General features: G+C 72.9%; 21 protein-coding genes. 15 read left to right on the top strand and 6 right to left on the bottom strand.

Translation table 11 applies throughout. The features are described from left to right. Positions 1-64 precede the first annotated feature (64 nt). Positions 65-481 carry a VOC family protein gene (locus AB0F04_RS11910; RefSeq protein WP_362040312.1) on the top strand — a complete coding sequence of 139 codons (417 nt, stop codon included), beginning with the start codon at positions 65-67 and terminating at the stop codon, positions 479-481. Between the two features lie 122 nt (positions 482-603). On the opposite strand, the gene AB0F04_RS11905 is transcribed toward AB0F04_RS11910, so the two are convergent. Continuing rightward, positions 604-2,730: a prolyl oligopeptidase family serine peptidase gene (locus AB0F04_RS11905; RefSeq protein WP_362040309.1), complete on the bottom strand. Its 2,127-nt coding sequence runs from the start codon at positions 2,728-2,730 to the stop codon at positions 604-606. Between the two features lie 177 nt (positions 2,731-2,907). On the opposite strand from AB0F04_RS11905, the gene AB0F04_RS11900 reads away from it, so the two are divergent. The 8 genes from AB0F04_RS11900 to AB0F04_RS11865 all read left to right on the top strand — a co-directional run bounded on the left by AB0F04_RS11900 (position 2,908) and on the right by AB0F04_RS11865 (position 10,744). Further along, positions 2,908-3,102, top strand: coding sequence for a hypothetical protein (locus AB0F04_RS11900; protein WP_003992731.1), 195 nt, complete (start codon positions 2,908-2,910; stop codon positions 3,100-3,102). Between the two features lie 28 nt (positions 3,103-3,130). Beyond that, positions 3,131-3,991, top strand: a complete 861-nt coding sequence (mshB, locus tag AB0F04_RS11895; protein WP_362040306.1) for an N-acetyl-1-D-myo-inositol-2-amino-2-deoxy-alpha-D-glucopyranoside deacetylase — start codon at positions 3,131-3,133, stop codon at positions 3,989-3,991. Then, the gene (locus tag AB0F04_RS11890) at positions 3,988-4,398 is read left to right on the top strand and encodes a DUF6113 family protein (RefSeq protein WP_362040303.1); all 411 of its coding nucleotides are present in this window, start codon (positions 3,988-3,990) and stop codon (positions 4,396-4,398) included. The genes mshB and AB0F04_RS11890 overlap by 4 nt, the downstream gene beginning before the upstream one ends. 155 nt (positions 4,399-4,553) lie before the next feature. Next, entirely contained in the window at positions 4,554-7,178 is a 2,625-nt protein-coding gene (locus tag AB0F04_RS11885; RefSeq protein WP_362040300.1) for a hypothetical protein, read from the top strand. 143 nt (positions 7,179-7,321) lie between these two features. Continuing rightward, entirely contained in the window at positions 7,322-8,233 is a 912-nt protein-coding gene (locus tag AB0F04_RS11880; RefSeq protein WP_362040297.1) for an ABC transporter ATP-binding protein, read from the top strand. After that, on the top strand, positions 8,230-8,970 hold the full coding sequence (locus AB0F04_RS11875; RefSeq protein WP_362040294.1) for an ABC transporter permease: 741 nt from the start codon (positions 8,230-8,232) through the stop codon (positions 8,968-8,970). The genes AB0F04_RS11880 and AB0F04_RS11875 overlap by 4 nt, the downstream gene beginning before the upstream one ends. Then, positions 8,967-10,133: a histidine kinase gene (locus AB0F04_RS11870; RefSeq protein WP_362040291.1), complete on the top strand. Its 1,167-nt coding sequence runs from the start codon at positions 8,967-8,969 to the stop codon at positions 10,131-10,133. Before AB0F04_RS11875 ends, AB0F04_RS11870 begins: the two co-directional genes overlap by 4 nt. Next, complete coding sequence (locus AB0F04_RS11865; RefSeq protein WP_362040288.1) at positions 10,130-10,744, top strand: response regulator transcription factor; 615 nt, start codon at positions 10,130-10,132, stop codon at positions 10,742-10,744. The genes AB0F04_RS11870 and AB0F04_RS11865 overlap by 4 nt, the downstream gene beginning before the upstream one ends. A gap of 91 nt (positions 10,745-10,835) precedes the next feature. Here the strand turns inward: AB0F04_RS11865 and AB0F04_RS11860 are convergent, their stop codons facing one another. After that, on the bottom strand, positions 10,836-11,687 hold the full coding sequence (locus tag AB0F04_RS11860) for a transglutaminase-like domain-containing protein (protein ID WP_362040285.1): 852 nt from the start codon (positions 11,685-11,687) through the stop codon (positions 10,836-10,838). Positions 11,688-11,717: 30 nt separating this feature from the next. Next, positions 11,718-12,725 (bottom strand): GNAT family N-acetyltransferase, encoded by a 1,008-nt coding sequence (locus tag AB0F04_RS11855; protein WP_362040282.1) that lies wholly within the window; start codon positions 12,723-12,725, stop codon positions 11,718-11,720. Positions 12,726-12,865: 140 nt separating this feature from the next. Here AB0F04_RS11855 and fdxA point away from each other — a divergent pair, with 140 nt between their 5' ends. Beyond that, positions 12,866-13,186: a ferredoxin gene (gene fdxA / locus AB0F04_RS11850; RefSeq protein ID WP_003973842.1), complete on the top strand. Its 321-nt coding sequence runs from the start codon at positions 12,866-12,868 to the stop codon at positions 13,184-13,186. Between the two features lie 121 nt (positions 13,187-13,307). Next, a complete protein-coding gene (locus AB0F04_RS11845) occupies positions 13,308-14,399 on the top strand; it encodes a bifunctional succinyldiaminopimelate transaminase/glutamate-prephenate aminotransferase (RefSeq protein ID WP_362040279.1) in 1,092 nt (363 codons plus the stop codon). Positions 14,400-14,487: 88 nt separating this feature from the next. On the opposite strand, the gene AB0F04_RS11840 is transcribed toward AB0F04_RS11845, so the two are convergent. Both AB0F04_RS11840 and AB0F04_RS11835 read right to left on the bottom strand, forming a co-directional pair. Beyond that, a complete protein-coding gene (locus tag AB0F04_RS11840; protein WP_362040276.1) occupies positions 14,488-14,934 on the bottom strand; it encodes an ATP-binding protein in 447 nt (148 codons plus the stop codon). Positions 14,935-15,278: 344 nt separating this feature from the next. Then, positions 15,279-16,259 carry a heavy metal transporter gene (locus tag AB0F04_RS11835; protein WP_362040274.1) on the bottom strand — a complete coding sequence of 327 codons (981 nt, stop codon included), beginning with the start codon at positions 16,257-16,259 and terminating at the stop codon, positions 15,279-15,281. A gap of 85 nt (positions 16,260-16,344) precedes the next feature. On the opposite strand from AB0F04_RS11835, the gene dapE reads away from it, so the two are divergent. Together dapE and AB0F04_RS11825 are read left to right on the top strand one after the other, a co-directional pair. Beyond that, complete coding sequence (gene dapE / locus AB0F04_RS11830; RefSeq protein WP_362040271.1) at positions 16,345-17,424, top strand: succinyl-diaminopimelate desuccinylase; 1,080 nt, start codon at positions 16,345-16,347, stop codon at positions 17,422-17,424. A gap of 119 nt (positions 17,425-17,543) precedes the next feature. Further along, a complete protein-coding gene (locus AB0F04_RS11825) occupies positions 17,544-18,302 on the top strand; it encodes a TIGR00730 family Rossman fold protein (RefSeq protein WP_094057422.1) in 759 nt (252 codons plus the stop codon). 95 nt (positions 18,303-18,397) lie between these two features. Here the strand turns inward: AB0F04_RS11825 and folP are convergent, their stop codons facing one another. Next, positions 18,398-19,258 carry a dihydropteroate synthase gene (gene folP / locus AB0F04_RS11820; RefSeq protein ID WP_362040268.1) on the bottom strand — a complete coding sequence of 287 codons (861 nt, stop codon included), beginning with the start codon at positions 19,256-19,258 and terminating at the stop codon, positions 18,398-18,400. Between the two features lie 145 nt (positions 19,259-19,403). On the opposite strand from folP, the gene AB0F04_RS11815 reads away from it, so the two are divergent. Both AB0F04_RS11815 and AB0F04_RS11810 read left to right on the top strand, forming a co-directional pair. Continuing rightward, the gene (locus AB0F04_RS11815) at positions 19,404-19,784 is read left to right on the top strand and encodes a DivIVA domain-containing protein (protein WP_362040265.1); all 381 of its coding nucleotides are present in this window, start codon (positions 19,404-19,406) and stop codon (positions 19,782-19,784) included. Then, entirely contained in the window at positions 19,781-20,368 is a 588-nt protein-coding gene (locus AB0F04_RS11810) for a DNA-3-methyladenine glycosylase I (RefSeq protein ID WP_362040262.1), read from the top strand. Before AB0F04_RS11815 ends, AB0F04_RS11810 begins: the two co-directional genes overlap by 4 nt. The last annotated feature ends 8 nt before the right edge of the window (positions 20,369-20,376 follow it).

Raw genomic sequence — 20,376 nt, 5'->3', positions numbered from 1 at the left:
TTCGCCTCGTCTTCCCGGCCTCCCTGCAAGGGGATGCCGGGAAGACGTCGTTCGGGGAGCCCGGATGCTGCATCACATCGAACTGTGGGTTCCGGACCTGCCGCGGGCGGCCGCCGAATGGGGCTGGCTCCTCGGCCGCCTGGGCTGCCGTCCGTACCAGGAATGGGAACACGGCCGCAGCTGGCGTCTCGGCCCGGCGTACCTCGTCGTCGAGCAGTCGCCGGCGATGAGCGCCGCCGAGCACGACCGCATGCGGCCGGGGCTCAACCATCTGGCGTTCCACGCCGGGGCACCGGCGCGCGTCGACGCGTTGGCCGTCGAGGCCCCCGCCCACGGCTGGAGGCCGCTCTTCGCCGACCGCTACCCGAACGCCGGCGGCCCCGAGCATCACGCGGCGTATCTGACGAACTCCGACGGCTTCGAGGTGGAACTCGTGGCCTCCGAGCCTCCCACCCCCTCAGACGCCCGCCAACTGCGTTAACACGCAGGCAACTTCGCCGACCCGGTTCCGATATACGGACACGTCAGGCTGGTCAGCGTACGGCCGTGCGGGTGCCGTAGACGGGCCGGGACGCCGGAAGGCGTGCCGGCCCGTCGCCGTGTTCAGCCGGTCGTGAGGCCCAGGGAACGCTTCAGGAAGTCGACCTGCAGGAGGAGCAGGTTCTCGGCGACCTGTTCCTGCGGGGTGATGTGGGTGACGCCGGACAGCGGCAGCACCTCATGGGGGCGGCCGGCGGCCAGCAGGGCCGAGGACAGGCGCAGGGCGTGGGCGACCACGACGTTGTCGTCGGCGAGGCCGTGCACGACCATCAGGGGGCGGTGCGGCCCGGCGGGGGAGGACAGCCCCTCGGCCGTGACGAGGGAGCTCTTCGCGTACGCCTCCGGGTGCTCCGCCGGAGTGCCCAGGTAGCGCTCGGTGTAGTGGGTGTCGTACAGACTCCAGTCCGTCACCGGTGCGCCCGCGATGCCGGCGTGGAAGACGTCCGGGCGGCGCAGCACCGCCAGGCCCGCCAGCCAGCCGCCGTAGGACCAGCCGCGGATCGCCACCCGGGACAGGTCCAGGGGGTGGCGCTTCGCGAGGTCCTCCAGCGCCTCCACCTGGTCGTCCAGCGACAGCGTGAAGTCGTGGTGGATCGCCTTCTCCCAGGCGGGGGAGCGGCCCGGGGTGCCGCGGCCGTCCGCGACCACGACCGCGAAGCCCTGGTCCGCGAACCACTGCGAGGTGAGGTGGGCGTTGTGCGCGGCCACCACCCGCTGGCCGTGCGGACCTCCGTAGGGGTCCATGAGCACCGGCAGTGGGGTGTCACCGTCGTAGTCCCGAGGCATAAGCACGGCGCACGGGATGCGACGTGCGCCCCCCTCGGTGAGCGTCACGCGGGGGGACATACCAGGATCTTCGGCGTACGAAGGGACAGTCCTGGTCGGTTTTCCGTCGCGCAGGACCTGCACCAGAGAACCTGGCCGGTTCAGTGCCGCCGAGACCAGGACCGTCACCTCCCCGGCCCGCACCGCCGCGTGCACGCCCGGCTCCCGCGACACGCGCTCCACGCCCAGCTCGTTCACCCGGTACACGTGCACCTCGCCCGTCTCCGCCTCCCCCGCGGCCTCCGCGCCCGCCGACGCCGAGATCAGCACGTCGTGCTCGGAGACGTCCAGCAGGGCCCGGACGTGCAGCTGCGCCCCGGTGAGCGGCCGGTCCCCGACCGCCAGTACCCGCGCACCGCCCTCGTCGGCGATCCGCACCAGCTGACCGGACGGGCTCCAGCACGGCACCCCGGGGAAAAGATCAAGCCATGTTCGATCTTCGTCGGCGTGCACCATCCGTGTCGCGCCGGAATCCGGATCCACGGCCAGGATCAGCTGACTGCGCTGGTCGCGCGCCTGTACGAGCAACAGCGGCGCGCCCGCCGCTGACCAGTGGACATGTGCCAGGTACGGGTAGCGCGTCCGGTCCCAGACGACCTCCGTCCGCACTCCGTCCAGGTCGATCACGAACAGCCGCACCTCCGCGTTGGCGGTGCCCGCCGCCGGGTACGGCACCCGCTGCGGCTCCCGCTCCGGATGGGCGGGGTCGGCGATCCACCAGCGCCGCACCGGCGTGTCGTCCACCCGCGCCACGAGCAGCCGGTCCGACTCCGGAGCCCACCAGAAGCCCCGCGAACGCCCCATCTCCTCGGCCGCGATGAACTCGGCCAGTCCGAACGAGACATTCTCCGACTCCGGCTCGGCGAGCGCCCGGTCGCCCTCTCCCTCGGCGCCCACCACGCGCAGGGCGCCCTGCGCGGCATACGCGACGTGCCGCCCGTCGGGCGAGGGACGCGGGTCGATCACGGGCCCCGGCACGGGCAGTTCACGTGCCGTCCCGGCCCGCAGCTCGGCCGCGAAAAGCCGCCCCGACAAGGCGAAAGAGGCCAGCTCGACGGCCGTGTCGGTGGCGTACCCGACGATGCCGGCACCACCCTCGCGGCTGCGTTCACGCCGGGCCCGTTCCTCGGGCGAGAGGTCCTCCGAGGCGCCGCCCAGCAGGGCGCGCGGGTCGGCGGCAACGCGCTCGGTGCCCTCCTCGGGGGCGAGGACCCAGAGTGCATTCGCCCGGTCCGTGCCGGAACCGGAGCGCAGGAACACGACACGCGAACCGTCGGGTGCCACGGTGAACGAACGCGGCGCGCCGAGCGTGAAGCGCTGGGTACGGGCGTGCCGGCGGGGGAAGGAGTGAGGCTCGGTCGTCATGGCCTGACCATATTGGCCATGCGCCCCCTTGTGCGGCCGTGCGCCGATCGATGCGCGCAGAGGGATAGTTATGATCAATGTCGCATAGTGGGTATGAACCTGCTGGCTGCTGTACGGATTTGATGCCCCCATAGTCCGACCCCCCGCGCCCTCGTGGATCTTTGGAGGTGAACCGCCGTGGCACTCTCGATTTCGGCGGTGGTGCTGCTGGCGATCATCGTCTTCCTGCTGATCAAGAAGTCGGGACTGAAGGCGGGGCATGCGATCGTCTGCATGCTGCTCGGCTTCTACCTGGCCTCCTCGACCGTCGCTCCCACGATCAGCGAGCTGACGACGAACATCGCGGGCATGATCGGCAGCATCAAGTTCTGAGCGCCGTGGGACCTCGTAGGCTGGCCCCATGACGGAACTGCCCGACCGGCGTCTGCTCCTGGTGCACGCGCACCCGGACGACGAGTCGATCAACAACGGCGCGACCATGGCCAGGTACGCGGCCGAGGGTGCCCACGTCACCCTGGTCACCTGCACCCTCGGCGAACGCGGCGAGGTCATCCCGCCCGGGCTCGCCCATCTGACGGGTGCCGCGCTGGGCAAGCATCGCCGCCGTGAGCTCTCCGCCGCCGTGGCCGAGCTCGGCGTCCAGGACGTCCGCCTGCTCGGCGGCGCCGGGCGCTACAGCGACTCCGGGATGATGGGCCTGCCCGACAACGACGACCCCGGCTGCTTCTGGCAGGCCGACGTCGACGAGGCCGCCGCGCACCTCGTCGAGGTGATCCGCGAGGTACGCCCCCAGGTCCTCGTCACCTACGACGACCACGGCGGCTACGGTCACCCGGACCACATCCAGGCCCACCGCGTCGCCATGCGTGCCGCGGAACTGGCCGCCGACGCCGGCCTGCCGATCCCCAAGGTGTACTGGAACCGGGTCCCCCGGCCGGTTGTGGAGGAGTCCTTCGCGCGGCTGAGGGAGGACCTGCCCGGCACGGTCTTCACCAAGGCCGCCGACGTCGACGACGTCCCGGGTGTCGTGCCGGAGGAGCGGATCACCACCGTGATCGACGGCACCGCCCACGCCGCCGCCAAGGCAGCCGCGATGCGCGCCCACGCCACCCAGATCACCGTGGACGGGCCCTACTTCGTCCTGTCCAACGAACTCGCCCAGCCGATCCTCGCCACCGAGTACTACGAACTGGTGCGGGGCGAGGCGGGTCCCGGTGAGCGGGAGACGGACCTGTTCGCCGGCCTCGGGGAGGCATCGTGAGCGACCGGACGTCGATGCTGGCCCAGCCGATGCGCCCGCCCACCGCCGGACGCGTCGCTGCCTGCCTCGGGTTCTTCGTGCTCGGGGCCGTGGTCGGCGTCGCCGGGGCCCTGGTGCAGCCCGGCTGGTTCCCGGGCGGTCTGCTGCTCGCCCTTCTCGCGGAGGCCGGAGCGGTGCTGGGCGCCTCATGGGCGGTCCGCGGCCGGGTGGGGGGTGTCGTGGCCGCCGCCGGCTGGATGCTCGCCGTCGTCCTGCTCACCGCCAGCCGCCCCGAGGGTGACTTCCTCTTCGCCGCGGGGAGCGGCTCCTATCTCTTCCTGCTCGGGGGCATCGCCGTAGCTGTGATCTGCGCCACCCTCGCCCCGGGGCGGCAACCGGACGGCGGTCCCGTCCGACTTGCCAAGTGACGTACCACTTCGCCAGGCGTGGCCGTGGGGGTCCGGTGTGGGTTTCCACGGCGGTCACGGGATACGGGCGAGAAGTGGCCAGTATGGTGGTGCGCGCCGCCGAGCTGCCCGCGTGAGGTCGTGTCGGGCGGCGGAGCCAACCGGGAGAACCTGCCTTGAGTCGTGAAACTGACACTCCGTCCTCCGGGCCCAACGGGCGCGGCGGAGCCGCCTACCCGTCGGGTACGCCGCCTTACGGCATTCCGGCGGTCCCCGACGCCGGTACGGACGCGGCCCGTTCCGCCACGCGGCCGGAGGAACGCAAGACCGAGACCACGCTGACGACCCGGATCCGGATCAACATCCCCGGGTCGCGGCCCATTCCGCCCGTGGTCGTGCGCAAGCCCGTCGCCGAGACGGAGGGCACGGCCGACACGGACACCCGCGGTGAGGCTCCGGCGACGCCGGGCACCGCCCCGTCCCCGTCACCGGTCGAGCCTCCCGCCGAGCCCGGCCAGCCGGGCGACGACAAGCCGGCCAGCGACTGGTTCGCACCCCGCAAGTCGGGCGGCGGCAAGGGCGGTCAGGGCAGCGGTTCGACCAACGGGGCCGGAATGCCGGGCGGTTCGCGTCCGGCGGCGGGCGGTCCCGGTGCCGCGGCGCCGGGTTCCGGTGCTTCCGGTGGGGCGCGGCCCGGCACCGGACGGCCCGGCGGTGTGGTCGGCTCCATGGGTGCGCCGGGCGGCTCCCGGTCCGGCGGTACGAACGGCGCAGGGCTTGCGGGCGGCGCGACCGGTGGCCCCGTCGCGCCCGGGCACGGTGGCGGCACCGGCTCCTTCGACGTCACCGAGGCCCTGGCCGCCGGCCCGCTGGGCAACGGCTCGCGCCCCGCCCCGGGCGGCGGCGAACCGCGCCGCGACGACCTGCCGTACTTCTCCGAGAACGGCCGCGAGGGGCAGAACGGGCAGAGCGGACAGGGTGCCTACGGCGGCCCCTCCGGCGGTCCCGGGTCGCACGGCCCGGCCGGCCCGACCGGCGGACCGGTCACAGGCGACGGCCCGATGGTGCCGCCGGCCGGCGGCCCGGGTGGCTTCGACGCACCCGGCGGGCAGCAGGGCTCCGGCGGCTTCGACGCACCGGGCGGTCCTGGCGGCTTCGGCAACGAGCCGGGCGGACCGGGCGGCCCCAACGACTTCAGCTCCTCCAACGGACCCGCTGCCCCCGGCGGCCCCGGCGGCCTTGGCGCCAACGGCCCCGGCGGCTTCGGTGCCCCGGGTCGGCCCGGTGCCCCCGAGGCGTTCAACGAGCCCGGCCGCCCCGGCACCCCCACTGCCCCCGGCGGCTTCGGTGACCCGGGCAGGTCCGGTGGCCCCGAGGCGTTCAACGAGCCCGGCCGCCCCGGCGGGCCCAACGGCCCCGGGGCCCCCGGTGCCTTCAACGAGCCCGGCCGGCCGGGAGGCGCCGGTGCTCCCGGCGGCCCCGGCGGCATGGGCGGCGGCCATGGCGCCCCCGGAGCGCCTGGCGGCCCCATGGGCAGCGGCCCGCTCGCCGGCGCCCCCGGCGGCACCCCCGCTCCCGGCGCCGCAGGCCCCGGCCCCGGCGGCGGCATGAGCGACGACACCGCCATCCTCACCCCGCAGAAGCCCGCTCCCGAGCCGTCGGACGGCCCGGGCCACGGCCCCCGGCACGACAACGTCTCCGGGCACACCGTCACCAGCGGCATCCCCGTCGTACCGTCCGGCGCGGCCTCGCCGTTCGCCCCGGGCGCTCCCGGTGACGGCCCGGTGCCCCACGCGGCTCCGAAGCTGCCCGAGCCGGTCTCCCCGCCCCCGGCGAGTTCCGCGAAGGCGCCGAAGAAGAAGGGGCGCAGCAAGCTCGTGCTGGTGGCCGTCGGCGTGGTCGTCCTCGCCGGTGGCGTCTACGGCGCCGGTCTGCTGATGAACCGCACCGACGTGCCCAAGGGCACCACCGTGCTCGGTGTCGACATCGGCGGCACCACCCGCGACGGCGCCGTCAGGAAGCTCGACCAGGCTTTCGACGGCCGCGTCGGCACGCCGCTGAAGGTGTCGGTGGGCGGCAAGACGGTCCCGCTCGACCCGGACAAGGCGGGCCTGCAGTTCGACATGGACGCCACGGCCGACGCGGCGGCGAAGAGCGACTACAACCCGGTCTCCGTGATCGGCTCGCTCTTCGGCGACCACCGTGTCGTCACGCCGGTCATGCCCGTCGACGAGGAGAAGCTGCACGCCTCCCTGGAGGCGGCGGCGGGCGGCTCCGGCGCGTCGACCGACGGCACGATCGAGTTCAGGAACGGCAAGGCCGTCCCGGTGTACGGCAAGACCGGCAAGGGCATCGACCTCGCCAAGTCGACGACGGTGGTGGAGGAGGCGTACCGCACCCAGGTGGAGACCGGCACCGCGGGCACGGTGAACCTCCCGACCACCACCCGGCAGCCGACCGTCTCGAACGCCGAGGTCGACCGGGTGCTGAAGGACTTCGCGCAGCCCGCGATGTCGGCCAAGGCCTTCGTGCAGACCGACCCCGCGCACAGCATCCCGTTCGGCGCGCTGTCGCTGCCGAAGATCCTGAGCTTCAAGGCCGTCGACGGCAAGCTGGTCGACACGTACAACCTCAAGGCGCTCCAGGAGGCGTACGGCACGACCTTCGACGGCGTGCAGATCGAGGGCGCGAGCGGCAAGCGCGACGTCACACCGCAGGACGTCGTCACGGCCCTGCGCAAGGCCCTGCGCGGCAAGACGCCCGCGGAGCGCGTCGGAGTCATCGTCACCAAGCCGAACTGACCTCCGGCCACGCGCCGTACGAGAGCCCCTGCCCGGCGAGGGCGGGGGCTTTCGCCGTCACCCCGTCGGCATGACACCTGTCATGCGGCACTCCGGACTCCCGGCACTGCCCCCGCCGGCACCCCCGAAGCCACGATGTCCGTATGACAACGACAGCTTCGGTGGTCGCGTTCGACCAGGTGAGCAAGGCGTACGACGCGGTCCGGGCCGTGGACGGGCTGACCCTCGCCCTCAGGCCGGGGGAGACGGTGGCACTGCTCGGCCCCAACGGTGCCGGCAAGTCCACCACCCTCGACCTGCTCCTCGGCCTCAAGAACCCCGACAGCGGCACCGTCCGGCTCTTCGGCGCCGGCCCCCGGGAGGCCATCGTCGCCGGGCGTGTGGGCGCCATGCTGCAGAGCGGCGGGCTCATGGACGAGGTCACCGTCGCCGAACTCGTGCGGCTCGCCTGCGACCTGCACCCCAAGGCGTACCGGCCTTCCGAGGTCCTGTCCCGGGCGGGTGTCGCGCAGATCGCCGACCGCAAGGTCGACAAGCTCTCCGGCGGACAGGCCCAGCGCGTCCGCTTCGCCCTCGCCACCGTCGGCGACAGCGACCTCATCGTCCTGGACGAGCCCACCACCGGCATGGACGTCACCACCCGCCAGGCCTTCTGGGCCACCATGCGGGAGCAGGCCGACCAGGGCCGGACCGTCCTCTTCGCCACCCACTACCTCGAAGAGGCCGACGCCGTCGCCGACCGGGTCCTCGTCCTGCACCGCGGCCGGCTCCTCGCCGACGGCACCGCCGCCGAGATCAAGGCCAAGGCGGGCGCCCGCCGGGTCTCCTTCGACGTGGAGGGCACCGTCGACGAGGTGGCCCTGCGCGCCCTGCCCTTCCTGACCGGCATCGACGTCTCCGGCCGGACCGTGCGCATCCAGTCCGCCGACGCCGACGCCACCGTCCACGCCCTGTACGGCCTCGGCGTGTACCCCCGCAACCTCGAAGTCGCCGGACTCGGCCTGGAACAGGCCTTCGTCGCCCTCACCACCGCCGAGGAGGCGAAGTCGAAGTGAACAGCCTGATCAAGCTGGAGCTCACCCGCGCCCTGCGCAACCGCAAGTTCCTGTTCTTCTCCGTGATCTACCCGTCGGTGCTGTTCCTGATCATCGCGGGCAACGCCGACAGCACCGCGAAGGTCCCCGGCAGCGACCTGACCCTCCCGACCTACATGATGGTCTCGATGGCGTCCTTCGGCGCCCTCACGGCCGTCCTCATGGGCAACAGCGAGCGCATCGCCAAGGAGCGCGAGGGCGGCTGGGTGCGGCAACTGCGCCTGACCACCCTGCCGGGCCGCGGCTACGTCCTCGCCAAGACCGCGAGCGCCGCCGTCGTCAGCCTGCCGTCCATCGTCATCGTCTTCGCCGTCGCGGCGGCCGTGAAGGACGTCCGCCTGGACGCCTGGCAGTGGCTCGCCCTCACCGGCGCGATCTGGGCCGGCAGCCTCGTCTTCGCCGCGCTCGGCGTCGCCATCGGCTACCTGGCCAGCGGCGACGCGGTCCGGCCGATCACGATGATCACCTACTTCGGCCTGTCCATGCTCGGCGGCCTGTGGATGCCCACGACGACCTTCCCGGGCTGGCTCCAGGACATCGCGAAGTGGCTGCCCACGCACGCGTACGCTGCCCTGGGACAGGCCATCGAGCAGAGCCGGGCCCCGCACGCGCAGGACCTCGCCGTCCTCGTGGTGTCGTTCGTCCTCTTCGCGGGCGGTGCGGCCTGGCTGTACCGGAAGGACACCCTGAAGGCGTGAACGACGTCGGCGTCGGGATCGGGCAGCGCCCGGTCAACCGCAGGCAGAAGGTGGTGAAGTCCCTGTGGACCGGCATCTGGCTGGTCTACCTGGGCGCACCCGTCACCGACCTGCTGCACGGCGGCCACAGCACCGGAGTGCGGATCCTCGGCTGGCTCGGCCTGGCCGCCTTCGTGGCCTGGTACATGCTGCTGGTCTTCCGCACCGGCCGCGGTGAGCGCAACGGCCTGGTCCTCGGCTCGCTCGGGGTCCTCGCCGCCCAGTCCACGCTCCTCGCCCTCACCCTGGGCCGTGAGTGGCTGGTGCTGTTCGTGTACGTGTCGATCGCGTCCGGCGCCGCCCTGCCGCTGCGCATCGCCCGCTGTACCATCCCGGGCGCCTGCGCGCTGCTGACCGCCGTGGCGTTCGCCGTGCCGGGCGGACACTCCTATCTGGCCGGGCTGCTCATCCCGGCCCTGCTCGGCGGCTTCGCGATGACCGGCGTGCGCGAACTCGTCCGGACGACCATCGCCCTGCGCGAGGCCCGCGCGACCGTCGCCCAGCTCGCCGCCAACGAGGAGCGCCTGCGCCTGGCCAGGGACCTGCACGACCTGCTCGGCCACTCGCTGTCCCTGATCACGCTCAAGAGCGAGCTGGCCGGGCGGATGCTGCCCGACCGTCCCGACAAGGCGGCCCAGCAGGTCGCCGACATCGAGCAGGTCAGCCGCCAGGCCCTCGTCGACGTGCGCGAGGCCGTCACCGGCTATCGCCGGCCCCGCCTGAACGCCGAACTCGCCGGTGCCCGCGTCGCCCTGACCGCGGCCGGAGTCACCGCCGAACTGCCCGCCGAACCCGGCCTCGCCGGTGTGCCCGAGGAGTGCGAGTCCGCCCTCGCGTGGGCGCTGCGCGAGGCGGTCACCAACGTCGTACGGCACAGCGGCGCCCGCCGCTGCACGGTCGAGCTGGTGCGCCGTCAGACCCTCGACGGGCCGGTCCTGGAACTCACCGTCGAGGACGACGGCTCGGGCGGCAAGGGCACCGGCGCCGGAAACGGTCTCGCGGGTCTCACCGAACGCCTCACGAAGGCGGGCGGCACCCTGGAGGCGGGCCCGTCCCAGCACGGCTTCCGCCTGGTCGCCCGCGTGCCGGCGGCCGGAGGGGCGGACGTAGGATCCCGGGCATGAGCCGCACGATCAAGGTCCTGCTGGCCGAGGACCAGTCGATGGTCCGCGAGGCCCTGGCCGCCCTGCTCGGCCTGGAGGAGGACATCGAGGTCGTGGCCCAGGTGGCCCGCGGCGACGAGGTCCTCGACGCGGCCCGCCGGCACGCCGTGGACGTGGCCCTGCTGGACATCGAGATGCCCGGCGCGACCGGCATAGAGGCCGCGGCGCGCCTGCACACCGAGCTCCCCGCCGTGAAGCTGGTCATCCTCACCACGTTCGGCCGCCCCGGTTATCTGCGCAGCGCCATGGAGTCCGGCGCCGACGCCTTCCTCGTCAAGGACGCCCCGGCCGCCCAGCTCGCCGAGGCCGTCCGCAAGGTCCTCACCGGGGAACGGGTCATCGACCCGACCCTCGCGGCAGCGGCTCTGGCGGAGGGCGCCAACCCGCTGACGGACCGGGAGCGAGAGGTCCTGCGGGCGGCCGCCGACGGCTCCACCAACGCCGAACTGGCCACGACCCTGCACCTCTCCCAGGGCACGGTCCGCAACTACCTCTCCACGGCGATCCAGAAGCTGGCGGTACGCAACCGGGCGGAGGCGGTCCGGGTGGCACGGGAAAAAGGCTGGTTGTGAGAGCGCCCCGTCAGGGGCGCGGGGAACTGCGCGAAGCAGGTCCACGCACCCGCACACGCAAGACCACAGGAGCCCCTGTGGCGAGAAGACGTCAGTTGAGCATCGCCCGGGCCGCGAAAGCCTCCCCCCGCACCCGCTCCGCCGCGGCCTCGTCCACGGCCTCCACCACCTCCGCGTAGGCCTCCAGCTCCGAGGCGCCATCGAGAAACTCCCCCCGCCGCACGAGCAACTGCGCCCGCTCGTACCGCAACCGCGCCGGATGCGACGGCAGCAGCAGCGACAGCTCGACCGCCCACAAGGCCACATCCGACCGCTCGGGCCGGGCCGCGGCCCACGCCCGCACGTTGTTCAGGATCCGCAGCACCACATCCAGCGGATCCGCCGGCCGGAGCATCGACGGATCGATCCCCGCCCCCGTCGCCCCGGCCACCAGCACCTGCGCGTCGGCCCCGCTGAGCACCCGCCCCCCGTCGTACGGATCGGCGAGCACCTGCTCCTCCTCGGGCCCGAACCCGACGACGAAATGCCCCGGCAGGGCCACCCCGTACACCGGCGCCCCCGCCCGCCTGGCGACCTCCATCCACACCACCGACAGCAGGATCGGCAGCCCTCTGCGCCGCACGAGCACCTCGTGCAGCAGCGACGACTCCAGGCGCCGATAGTCGGCCGGGGTGCCGTGGAACCCCATCCGGTCGCCGAGCAGCTCCCGCAGGGCGACCGCCCAGGCCCGCGGTCCGGCGGGCCGGTAGGGCAGCAGACCGGCCAACCGGTCCAGTTCGACCTGCGCGGCGTCCAGGCCCGCCTCGTCCAGCTCCCCGTCCGCCTCCGCGCCCACCAGCAGGCACAGCGTCGACAGATCGGGCCGTTCGGACCGGGCCTCCTCGGCGAACCGCCGCCGTAGCTCGGCGGAACGCCCGGGGGACGGGGGATACGGGGGACGCATGGCTGGCTCGTGCCCTCTCGCGACGATCGTCTACCGGCCGGTGCCGTCGGCGTCCGGCGCCCGGTAGTGGTGGTAGGCGTGGTGCACGGCGAAGCCCATGGGGGCGTACAGCGCCCGCGCTCCGGCGTTGTCGGCCTCGACCTGGAGCCACGCGGCCGACGCGCCCTCGTCGAGCGCCCGGCGGGCCAGCGCGGCCATCACGGCCGTGGCGAGACCCTGCCGCCGCAGCGCCGGATCGACCTCGACGGCGGCGAACCCGGCCCACCGCCCGTCGACGACACACCGCCCGATGGCGGCCGGCCCCGTCGGCCCGGGCACGCTCGCGAACCACACGGAGGGCCCGCTTCGCAGCACCCGCAACGCCACCTCGCTCACGCCCTTGCGCTGGTACCGGCCCAGCCAGGCCTCATCGGCCTCCCGGGACAGGACGACCCCCGCCGCGTCCCCCCGGTCGGCGACCGGCGCCAGCGGCCCGGTCCACAGCTCGGCGGTCACCTCCCGCACCCAGCCACGTCGCTCCAGCTCGGCGCAGAGCAGCTCCTGCGTGCCCTCGGCACCGGTCGCGGTCTGGACGTAGGCCGGCAGTCCGCGCTCGCCGTACCAGCGCCGTACGGCACCGAGCGCCTCGTCGAGCGGCACGCCCGGCTCGCCCAGCGGCAGCACCGAGTTGGCCCGCCGGGTGAACCCCGACGCGGCCCGCAGCTCCCACTCGCCGAGCCGTTCGCTCTCCACGGGCCGCCAGGCCCGCGCGGCGACCCGGGCCAGTTCCTCGTAGGAGGCGGCCGGGCCACGGCGACGCGCCGGTGCGGAGGGCACGGTCTTGCCCGCGACCAGCGCCGATTCCGCGATACGGACGCTCTCGCCACTCTTGCGTGTGATGAGCAGCACACCGTTGTCCCATGATGTGAGAACACCGACCGTGTCGGTGAACTTCTCCACCGGAACCGGATGTTCCATCAAGCTCCGCACGGAGACCCGTTTGCCCACGTCAGCAGGCGTGATACGGACCTCGAGTCGCCCGGCGGCAGAGATTTCCACAGGTCAGTTCACCCCTCCTGTTCGGATCATGCCCAGGAACGGAGATACTAGGGGCGGGCATCGACGACGCCGCGCTCCCGCGCGCCAGGCGGCGGAGCCTGAGGAGGCCCGCCAGCGCCCTATCGAGGAGGAACGACAGCGTGACCTACGTCATCGCGCAGCCTTGTGTCGACGTCAAGGACAAGGCGTGCATCGAGGAGTGCCCGGTCGACTGCATCTACGAGGGCCAGCGGTCCTTGTACATCCACCCGGACGAATGCGTCGACTGTGGTGCCTGTGAACCGGTCTGCCCGGTCGAGGCGATCTTCTACGAGGACGACACTCCCGAGGAGTGGAAGGACTACTACAAGGCGAACGTCGAGTTCTTCGACGAGCTCGGCTCGCCGGGCGGCGCCAGCAAGCTGGGGCTGATCGAGCGCGACCACCCCTTCGTCGCCGCGCTGCCGCCGCAGAACCAGTAGGAGCGGCCCGCACTTCCGTGCCGCCTCGGTCCCGTACGGCCCGATCACCCGTTGGTCGCCGTACGGGGCCGAGGCGTTTGCCGTCACCGGCTCGTACGTACCAGAAAGTGAGCCAGAACCCGTGTCCGCAGTCTCCGACCGCCTGCCCACCTTCCCCTGGGACAAGCTGACCCCGTACAAGGCCACGGCCGCCGCCCATCCGGACGGCATCGTCGACCTGTCCGTCGGCACCCCCGTCGACCCGGTGCCCGAGCTGATCCAGAAAGCGCTGGTGGCCGCCGCCGACTCGCCCGGCTACCCGACCGTCTGGGGCACGCCCGAGCTGCGCGACGCGATCACCGGATGGGTGGAGCGCCGCCTCGGCGCCCGGGACGTCACCCACCGCCATGTGCTGCCGATCGTCGGCTCCAAGGAACTCGTCGCCTGGCTCCCCACCCAGCTGGGCCTCGGCCCCGGCGACCGGGTCGCCTTCCCGCGCCTGGCCTACCCGACGTACGAGGTCGGCGCCCGGCTGGCGCGCGCCCCGTACGAGGTCTACGACGACCCGACGGAGCTCGATCCCGAGGGCCTGAAGCTGCTCTGGCTGAACTCCCCGTCGAACCCCACGGGCAAGGTCCTGGCCAAGGAGGAGCTGACCAGGATCGTCGCCTGGGCCCGCTCGCACGGCATCCTGCTCTTCTCCGACGAGTGCTACCTGGAGCTGGGCTGGGAGGCCGACCCGGTCTCGGTCCTGCACCCGGACGTCAACGGCGGTTCGTACGAGGGCATCGTCGCCGTCCACTCGCTCTCCAAGCGCTCGAACCTCGCCGGCTACCGCGCTGCCTTCCTGGCCGGCGACCCGGCGGTCCTCGGCCCGCTGCTGGAGATCCGCAAGCACGGCGGCATGATGACCTCGGCGCCGACACAGGCGGCGGTGATCGCGGCGCTCGGCGACGACGACCACGTCCGGGTCCAGCGCGCGCGCTACGCCTCCCGCCGTGAGCTGCTGCGCGAGGCCCTGGTCACCCACGGCTTCCGCATCGAGCACAGCGAGGCCAGCCTCTACCTGTGGGCCACCCGGGGCGAATCCTGCTGGGACACGGTGGACCACCTCGCCGAGCGGGGCATCCTCGTGGCCCCCGGCGACTTCTACGGCCCGGCCGGCGCCGAGTTCGTCCGGGTGGCGCTGACGGCGTCGGACGAGAGGGTCGCGGCGGCGGTACGGCGCCTGTAGCCGCTGCCGCGGTGAGTGAGCACATGCCCGAGGGGCCCGGGGAAGCTTCCCCGGGCCCCTCAGGACTCGTCGGACATGGGGCTCGGCGTCAGCCGACCGGCAGGCCCTTCGTCGGCAGGGTGCCCGTGGCGGGCACGCCGCCCTTGGTCAGGGAGCCCGTCGGCAGACCGCCCTTGGCCGAACCGGCTGCCTCACCGACGAGCTTCCCGGCGGTGCCCGCCGCCTCGCCGGCCGCCTTCTGCGCGACGGGCGTGGCCTTCTTGACCGTCTTGCCGCTGAGCTTGCCCGCGGTCGGCACCGCCTTCTTGACGGTCTTGCTGCCGGTGTCGCCCGCGGTCTTGGAGACGTCCGTCGCCGCGGTGTCGACGGTCTTGCCGGCGTTCGCCGTGTCCAGGGCGGTCAGCCCGCCGAGGTTCGGGTTGGCCGGCAGCTCGGGGGCCGCACTGGCGGAGCCGGCCGCACCGACCCCGGCAGCCGCTCCCGCAGCGACGATCAGCGCGGCACGGGCGATACGGCGGGTCAGGGGGAGGGACATGGTGCTCCTTCAACGGGAGAGAACAGAGGTTCGTGAAGTGTCCGACCGACACCGGGCGTTGATCGACTGGCTGTGATCGGCTCCGGGCTCGGACGCAGTGACTACCGCTCGAAACCCTCGAAGGTTGCGGCGCCGGAACGTAAAGAGTTGGTAATGCGTCGCATAATCAGCTACGGACAAACGGGCGAAAAGGTCGCCGCCGGAAAGCCCGCCGCATCCCTTCCCGCCCTGTGCGCCCAAGGGTTTTCATGAGGGTGTGGGGGAGGGGCGAAAACCCGCGCACACCGTCGCCGCGGGGCCGCACGGATAACGCCCAAGGGTGAGTTCCCGTACCCCTGCGCGATCTAGCGCATCGTGACAATACGGACGGCGTCCGCGGTGCGTTCCGCACCCGCGGTGCCCTTCCGCGCGGTGGTGCGCCACTGGCTGGCGGTGTTCCCCGCCACCCACTCCCGCCCCGCGTAGGTGACGCGCGCGATGTGCAGCTCGGAGGCGTTGGCCACGGCCCAGTGCGCCAGCTGCCAGCCGCGCAGGCCCGGGCCCCGCCCGGTTGCCGAAGGGGTGCCGCCGCTCACCGGCAGTGTCACGGTCCGCCCGCCGCTCCCGTCCGTGGCGCTCGGGGACGGTGTGGGCGTGCTCTCCGACGTACCGCGCACCTCGGCACCGGCGGGGTCCAGAACGTCCCGCCCGAAGTCGCGCACGAGCGCGGCACGCACCCCGTCCGGGCCCGACGCCCGGGTCGCGGCCGGGCGGCCGTCGCAGGTCAGCGTGGCCGCGGACTGGCCGGTGAGGGCCGCGGCCAGCAGTGCGGCGTCCGGCTCGTGCTTGGCGTAGGCCTGCGGGAAGCCGCTGCGCTGCACGCGCTGCGCTGCGACGGTGAGCGGCAGCCGGGTGTACCCGGGCACCTTGACGAGATGGTCGTAGAACTCACCGGCCGAGTACGTCGGGTCCATGATCTCCTTCGGCGTTCCCCAGCCCTGCGAGGGCCGCTGCTGGAACAGGCCGAGGGAGTCCCGGTCGCCGTGCCTGATGTTGCGCAGGGCCGACTCCTGCAGCGCGGTCGCCAGGGCGATGGTCACGGCCCGCTCGGGCAGACGGCGCGCGGTCCCGACGGCGGTGATCGTCGCAGCGTTCACCGCCTGCTCGGGCGTGAACTCGTACGACGCCCCGTCGCCCTTGCCGGAGACCACCTTGCAGCCCGGCCCGCCCGAGCCCCCGGTGACGTACTGCACGACGAGGTAACCGGCCACCGCGAGCAGGGCCACGAAGGCGGCTCCGCATCGGAAGAGGCGGCCACGACGCTTGGGGGAGGACGACTCTGGCACGCCGTACAAGGTACTGGAGAGTACGCAGTGACATGAGCCAGGTGGGGACAGTGCGGCCGGGACAGGGCGCGTTAGGGTCGACAGCATGGCCGACACCTCGCTTGACCTCACGCTGGACGCCGCGGAGCTCACCGCCCGGCTCGTCGACTTCCGCTCCGAGAGCGGCACCGAGAAGCCCCTCGCCGACGCGATCGAGACCGCGCTGCGCGCCCTGCCCCATCTGACGGTCGACCGGTACGGCAACAACGTCGTGGCCCGCACGAACCTCGGGCGCTCCGAGCGGGTGATCCTGGCCGGGCACATCGACACCGTCCCTATCGCGGACAACGTCCCCTCCCGGCTCGACGAGGACGGCGTCCTGTGGGGCTGCGGCACCTGCGACATGAAGTCGGGCGTCGCCGTGCAGCTGCGCATCGCGGCCACGGTCCCGGCCCCCAACCGCGACCTGACCTTCGTCTTCTACGACAACGAGGAGGTCGCCGCCGAGCTGAACGGCCTCAAGCACGTCTCCGAGACGCACCCCGAATGGCTGGAGGGCGACTTCGCGGTGCTCCTCGAGCCGTCGGACGGCCAGGTCGAGGGCGGCTGCCAGGGCACGCTGCGGGTCCTGCTGAAGACCACCGGCGAGCGGGCGCACTCCGCGCGCGGCTGGATGGGCTCCAACGCGATCCACGCCGCGTCCCCGATCCTCGCCCGGCTGGCCTCCTACGAGCCCCGCTGGCCGGTCATCGACGGCCTGGAGTACCGCGAGGGCCTGAACGCGGTCGGCATCAGCGGGGGAGTGGCCGGCAACGTGATCCCCGACGAGTGCGTCGTCACCGTCAACTTCCGCTACGCCCCCGACCGCACGCCCGAGGAGGCCGTCGCGCACGTCCGGGAGGTCTTCGCGGACTGCGGGGTCACCGAGTTCGAGGTCGTCGACCACAGCGGCGCGGCGATGCCCGGACTGTCCCACCCGGCGGCGAAGGCGTTCATCGAGGCGGTCGGCGGCACCCCGATGCCCAAGTACGGCTGGACGGACGTCTCCCGCTTCTCGGCGCTCGGTGTGCCCGCGGTCAACTACGGCCCGGGCAACCCCCACTTGGCGCACAAGCGGGACGAGCGCGTGGAGGTCGCCAAGATCCTCGCGGGCGAGGAACGGCTGCGGAACTGGCTGACCGCCTGAGCCCGCCGGACGCCCCGCGGGTTTACGCCGCTCCATCGCGGACATGCTCACGTCCCTCGTTCGTAACCCGCGTAGATCTACGCTGAGGTGGAAAGACAGGCACGACGGAGGGAGCGCACATGGCGACCGGCAACCCCGAGGGGAAGAAGCAGCCGCCGGAGGAGAAGCGCCTGGGCCCGGTCCTCCAGCGGCGGGACCAGGTGCAGGCCAGCACCACCGACCAGCGGCTGCTGGACGAGCGGGCCCCCTCCGACTGGGTCCACACCGACCCCTGGCGCGTGCTGCGCATCCAGTCGGAGTTCATCGAGGGCTTCGGCACCCTCGCCGAACTCCCGCCCGCGATCAGCGTGTTCGGCTCGGCCCGGACCCCGGCGGAGTCGCCGGAGTACGAGGCGGGCGTGCGGCTGGGCCGGGGCCTGGTGGAGGCGGGCTTCGCGGTCATCACGGGCGGTGGTCCGGGCGCGATGGAGGCGGCCAACAAGGGCGCCCTGGAGGCCAAGGGCATCTCGGTCGGCCTCGGCATCGAGCTGCCGTTCGAGCAAGGCCTCAACCCGTACGTCGACATCGGCCTGAACTTCCGCTACTTCTTCGTGCGGAAGATGATGTTCGTCAAGTACGCCCAGGGCTTCGTCGTCCTGCCCGGCGGACTCGGCACCCTCGACGAGCTCTTCGAGGCCCTCACCCTCGTCCAGACCCAGAAGGTGACCCGCTTCCCGATCGTCCTGTTCGGCACGGAGTACTGGGGCGGCCTCGTGGACTGGCTGCGGGACACGGTGATCGCGCAGGGCAAGGCGGCGGAGAAGGACCTGCTGCTGTTCCACGTGACGGACGACGTGGACGAGGCGGTGGCGCTGGTGTCGAAGGAGGCGGGGCGGTAGGAGCCTTTCGAGGTCATCTTCCTGTCCGACCGTGTCGGGCGGCGGGCGGGCGTGGGTTCCGGGGGTCCAGGGGGCGGAGCCCCCTGGTACTCGGGCTAGGCCAACCCCCGCCGCGCTACGGCAGGACCCCGATGCCCCGCGATCGCCGCCACCATCTCCAGCACCTGCCGCGTCTCCGCGACCTCGTGCACCCGGTACACCTGCGCCCCCAGCCACGCGGACACCGCAGTCGTCGCCAGCGTCCCCACGACCCGCTCCTTCACGGGCCGGTCCAGCGTCTCCCCGACGAAGTCCTTGTTGGACAGCGACACCAGCACCGGCCACCCCGTGGCGACCATCTCGTCCAGCCGCCGCGTCGCCTCCAGGCTGTGCCGGGTGTTCTTGCCGAAGTCGTGCCCCGGATCGATCATGATCGACTCCCGCGGCACCCCCAGCGCGAGCGCCCGCTCGGCCAGGCCGACCGTCACGTCCAGGATGTCCGCCATGACGTCGTCGTACTCGATCCGGTGCGGCCGCGTCCGCGGCTCGGCCCCGCCCGCGTGCGTGCACACCAGCCCCACCCGGTGGCGTGCGGCGACCTCCGCCAGCCCGGGATCGACCCCGCCCCAGGCGTCGTTCAGGAGATCGGCCCCGGCCTCGCACACGGCCTCGCCGACCTCGGCCCGCCAGGTGTCCACGCTGATGATCACGTCCGGGAACCGCCGCCGCACCTCCGCGACGAACCCGACCGTCCGCCGGGCCTCCTCCTCGGCCGTGACCTCCTCGCCCGGCCCGGCCTTGACCCCGCCGATGTCGATGATCGCGGCCCCGTCGGCCACCGCCTGTTCCACGCGCGCGAGGGCCGGCTCGTCGCGGAAGGTGGCGCCCCGGTCGTAGAAGGAGTCCGGGGTGCGGTTCACGATCGCCATGATCACCGGCTCGTGTGATCCGAATTCCCGCTTGCCCAGCCTGAGCATCCCCTGTGACCTTTCCTGGATACGTCCCGTCTTCCGCCGCCTGCGACCCTAACGGTCGGACTCGCATGGCACGATCGGAGCCTGACAACATCCGACTCGGAGGACGTCCGCAGCGTCCGATCCATCCGACCGTGGGGGCCCCGCGATGGTTATGTTCCTGTTCCTGGTCGTCGCGCTCGCCGTCGTGGTCGGCGCGGTGACGCTCGCCGTGGTGGGCGGCGGTGAGAGCAGCCCGCTGCCCGAGGCCGCCCCCGAGCGGCTGCGGGACCCGCTGCCCCCGGACCGGCCGGTCGACCGCGCGGACGTCGAGAGCCTGCGCTTCCCGCTCGCCGCCCGCGGTTACCGCATGGCCGACGTGGACGACGCCCTCAGCCGCCTGGGCGCCGAGCTCGCCGAGCGCGACGCCCGCATCGCCGACCTGGAGTCCGCCCTCGCCGGTGCCCGGTCGTCCGCCGCCCACGGGCCGGTGTCCGCCGGGGAGGACCATGTCTCCATGGACAAGCCGGAGCGGGAGGACCGGCCGTGAGCGACGGCGCCGCCCTGGCCGGCCCGGACGGCGCACTGCGCTGCCCCTGGGCCCTGTCCGCCCCGGAGTACGTCGCCTACCACGACGAGGAGTGGGGCCGCACCGTCCACGGCGACGACGCGCTCTTCGAGCGGCTCAGCCTGGAGGCCTTCCAGTCCGGCCTGTCCTGGATCACCATCCTGCGCCGCCGGCCCGGCTTCCGTGCCGCCTTCGCCGACTTCAAGATCGCGTCGGTGGCCGCCTTCACCGAGGAGGACCGCGAGCGCCTCCTGGCCGACGCGGGCATCATCCGCAACCGGGCCAAGATCGACGCGACCCTCGCCAACGCCCGTGCGCTGGCCGAATGGGCCCCGGGCGAGCTGGACGAACTGATCTGGTCCCACGCCCCCGACCCGGCCGGCCGCCCGGCCCCGAAGACCCTGTCCGACGTGCCGCCGGTCACCCCCGGGTCGACGGCCCTGTCCAAGGCCCTGAAGAAGCGGGGCCTGCGCTTCGTCGGCCCGACGACGGCGTACGCATTGATGCAGGCGTGCGGTCTGGTCGACGATCACCTGGAGACCTGCGTCGCCAGAAGCGCCCCGTAAGGGGCGCG

The sequence above is a fragment of the Streptomyces sp. NPDC029041 genome (genome assembly GCF_040637515.1).
In the GTDB taxonomy this organism is placed as follows: Bacteria; Actinomycetota; Actinomycetes; order Streptomycetales; family Streptomycetaceae; genus Streptomyces.
This window is presented reverse-complemented; position numbering and strand designations above follow the sequence as displayed.

Bases quoted from the DNA above. Each gene is read 5' to 3' on its own strand.
- AB0F04_RS11815 (WP_362040265.1), top strand. From the start codon at position 19,404: ATGGTTATGTTCCTGTTCCTGGTCGTCGCGCTCGCCGTCGTGGTCGGC.
- dapE (WP_362040271.1), top strand. From the start codon at position 16,345: ATGGCCGACACCTCGCTTGACCTCACGCTGGACGCCGCGGAGCTCACC.
- folP (WP_362040268.1), bottom strand. From the start codon at position 19,258: ATGCTCAGGCTGGGCAAGCGGGAATTCGGATCACACGAGCCGGTGATC.
- AB0F04_RS11860 (WP_362040285.1), bottom strand. From the start codon at position 11,687: ATGCGTCCCCCGTATCCCCCGTCCCCCGGGCGTTCCGCCGAGCTACGG.
- AB0F04_RS11905 (WP_362040309.1), bottom strand. From the start codon at position 2,730: ATGACGACCGAGCCTCACTCCTTCCCCCGCCGGCACGCCCGTACCCAG.
- AB0F04_RS11825 (WP_094057422.1), top strand. From the start codon at position 17,544: ATGGCGACCGGCAACCCCGAGGGGAAGAAGCAGCCGCCGGAGGAGAAG.
- AB0F04_RS11880 (WP_362040297.1), top strand. From the start codon at position 7,322: ATGACAACGACAGCTTCGGTGGTCGCGTTCGACCAGGTGAGCAAGGCG.
- AB0F04_RS11865 (WP_362040288.1), top strand. From the start codon at position 10,130: ATGAGCCGCACGATCAAGGTCCTGCTGGCCGAGGACCAGTCGATGGTC.
- AB0F04_RS11840 (WP_362040276.1), bottom strand. From the start codon at position 14,934: ATGTCCCTCCCCCTGACCCGCCGTATCGCCCGTGCCGCGCTGATCGTC.
- mshB (WP_362040306.1), top strand. From the start codon at position 3,131: ATGACGGAACTGCCCGACCGGCGTCTGCTCCTGGTGCACGCGCACCCG.
- AB0F04_RS11910 (WP_362040312.1), top strand. From the start codon at position 65: ATGCTGCATCACATCGAACTGTGGGTTCCGGACCTGCCGCGGGCGGCC.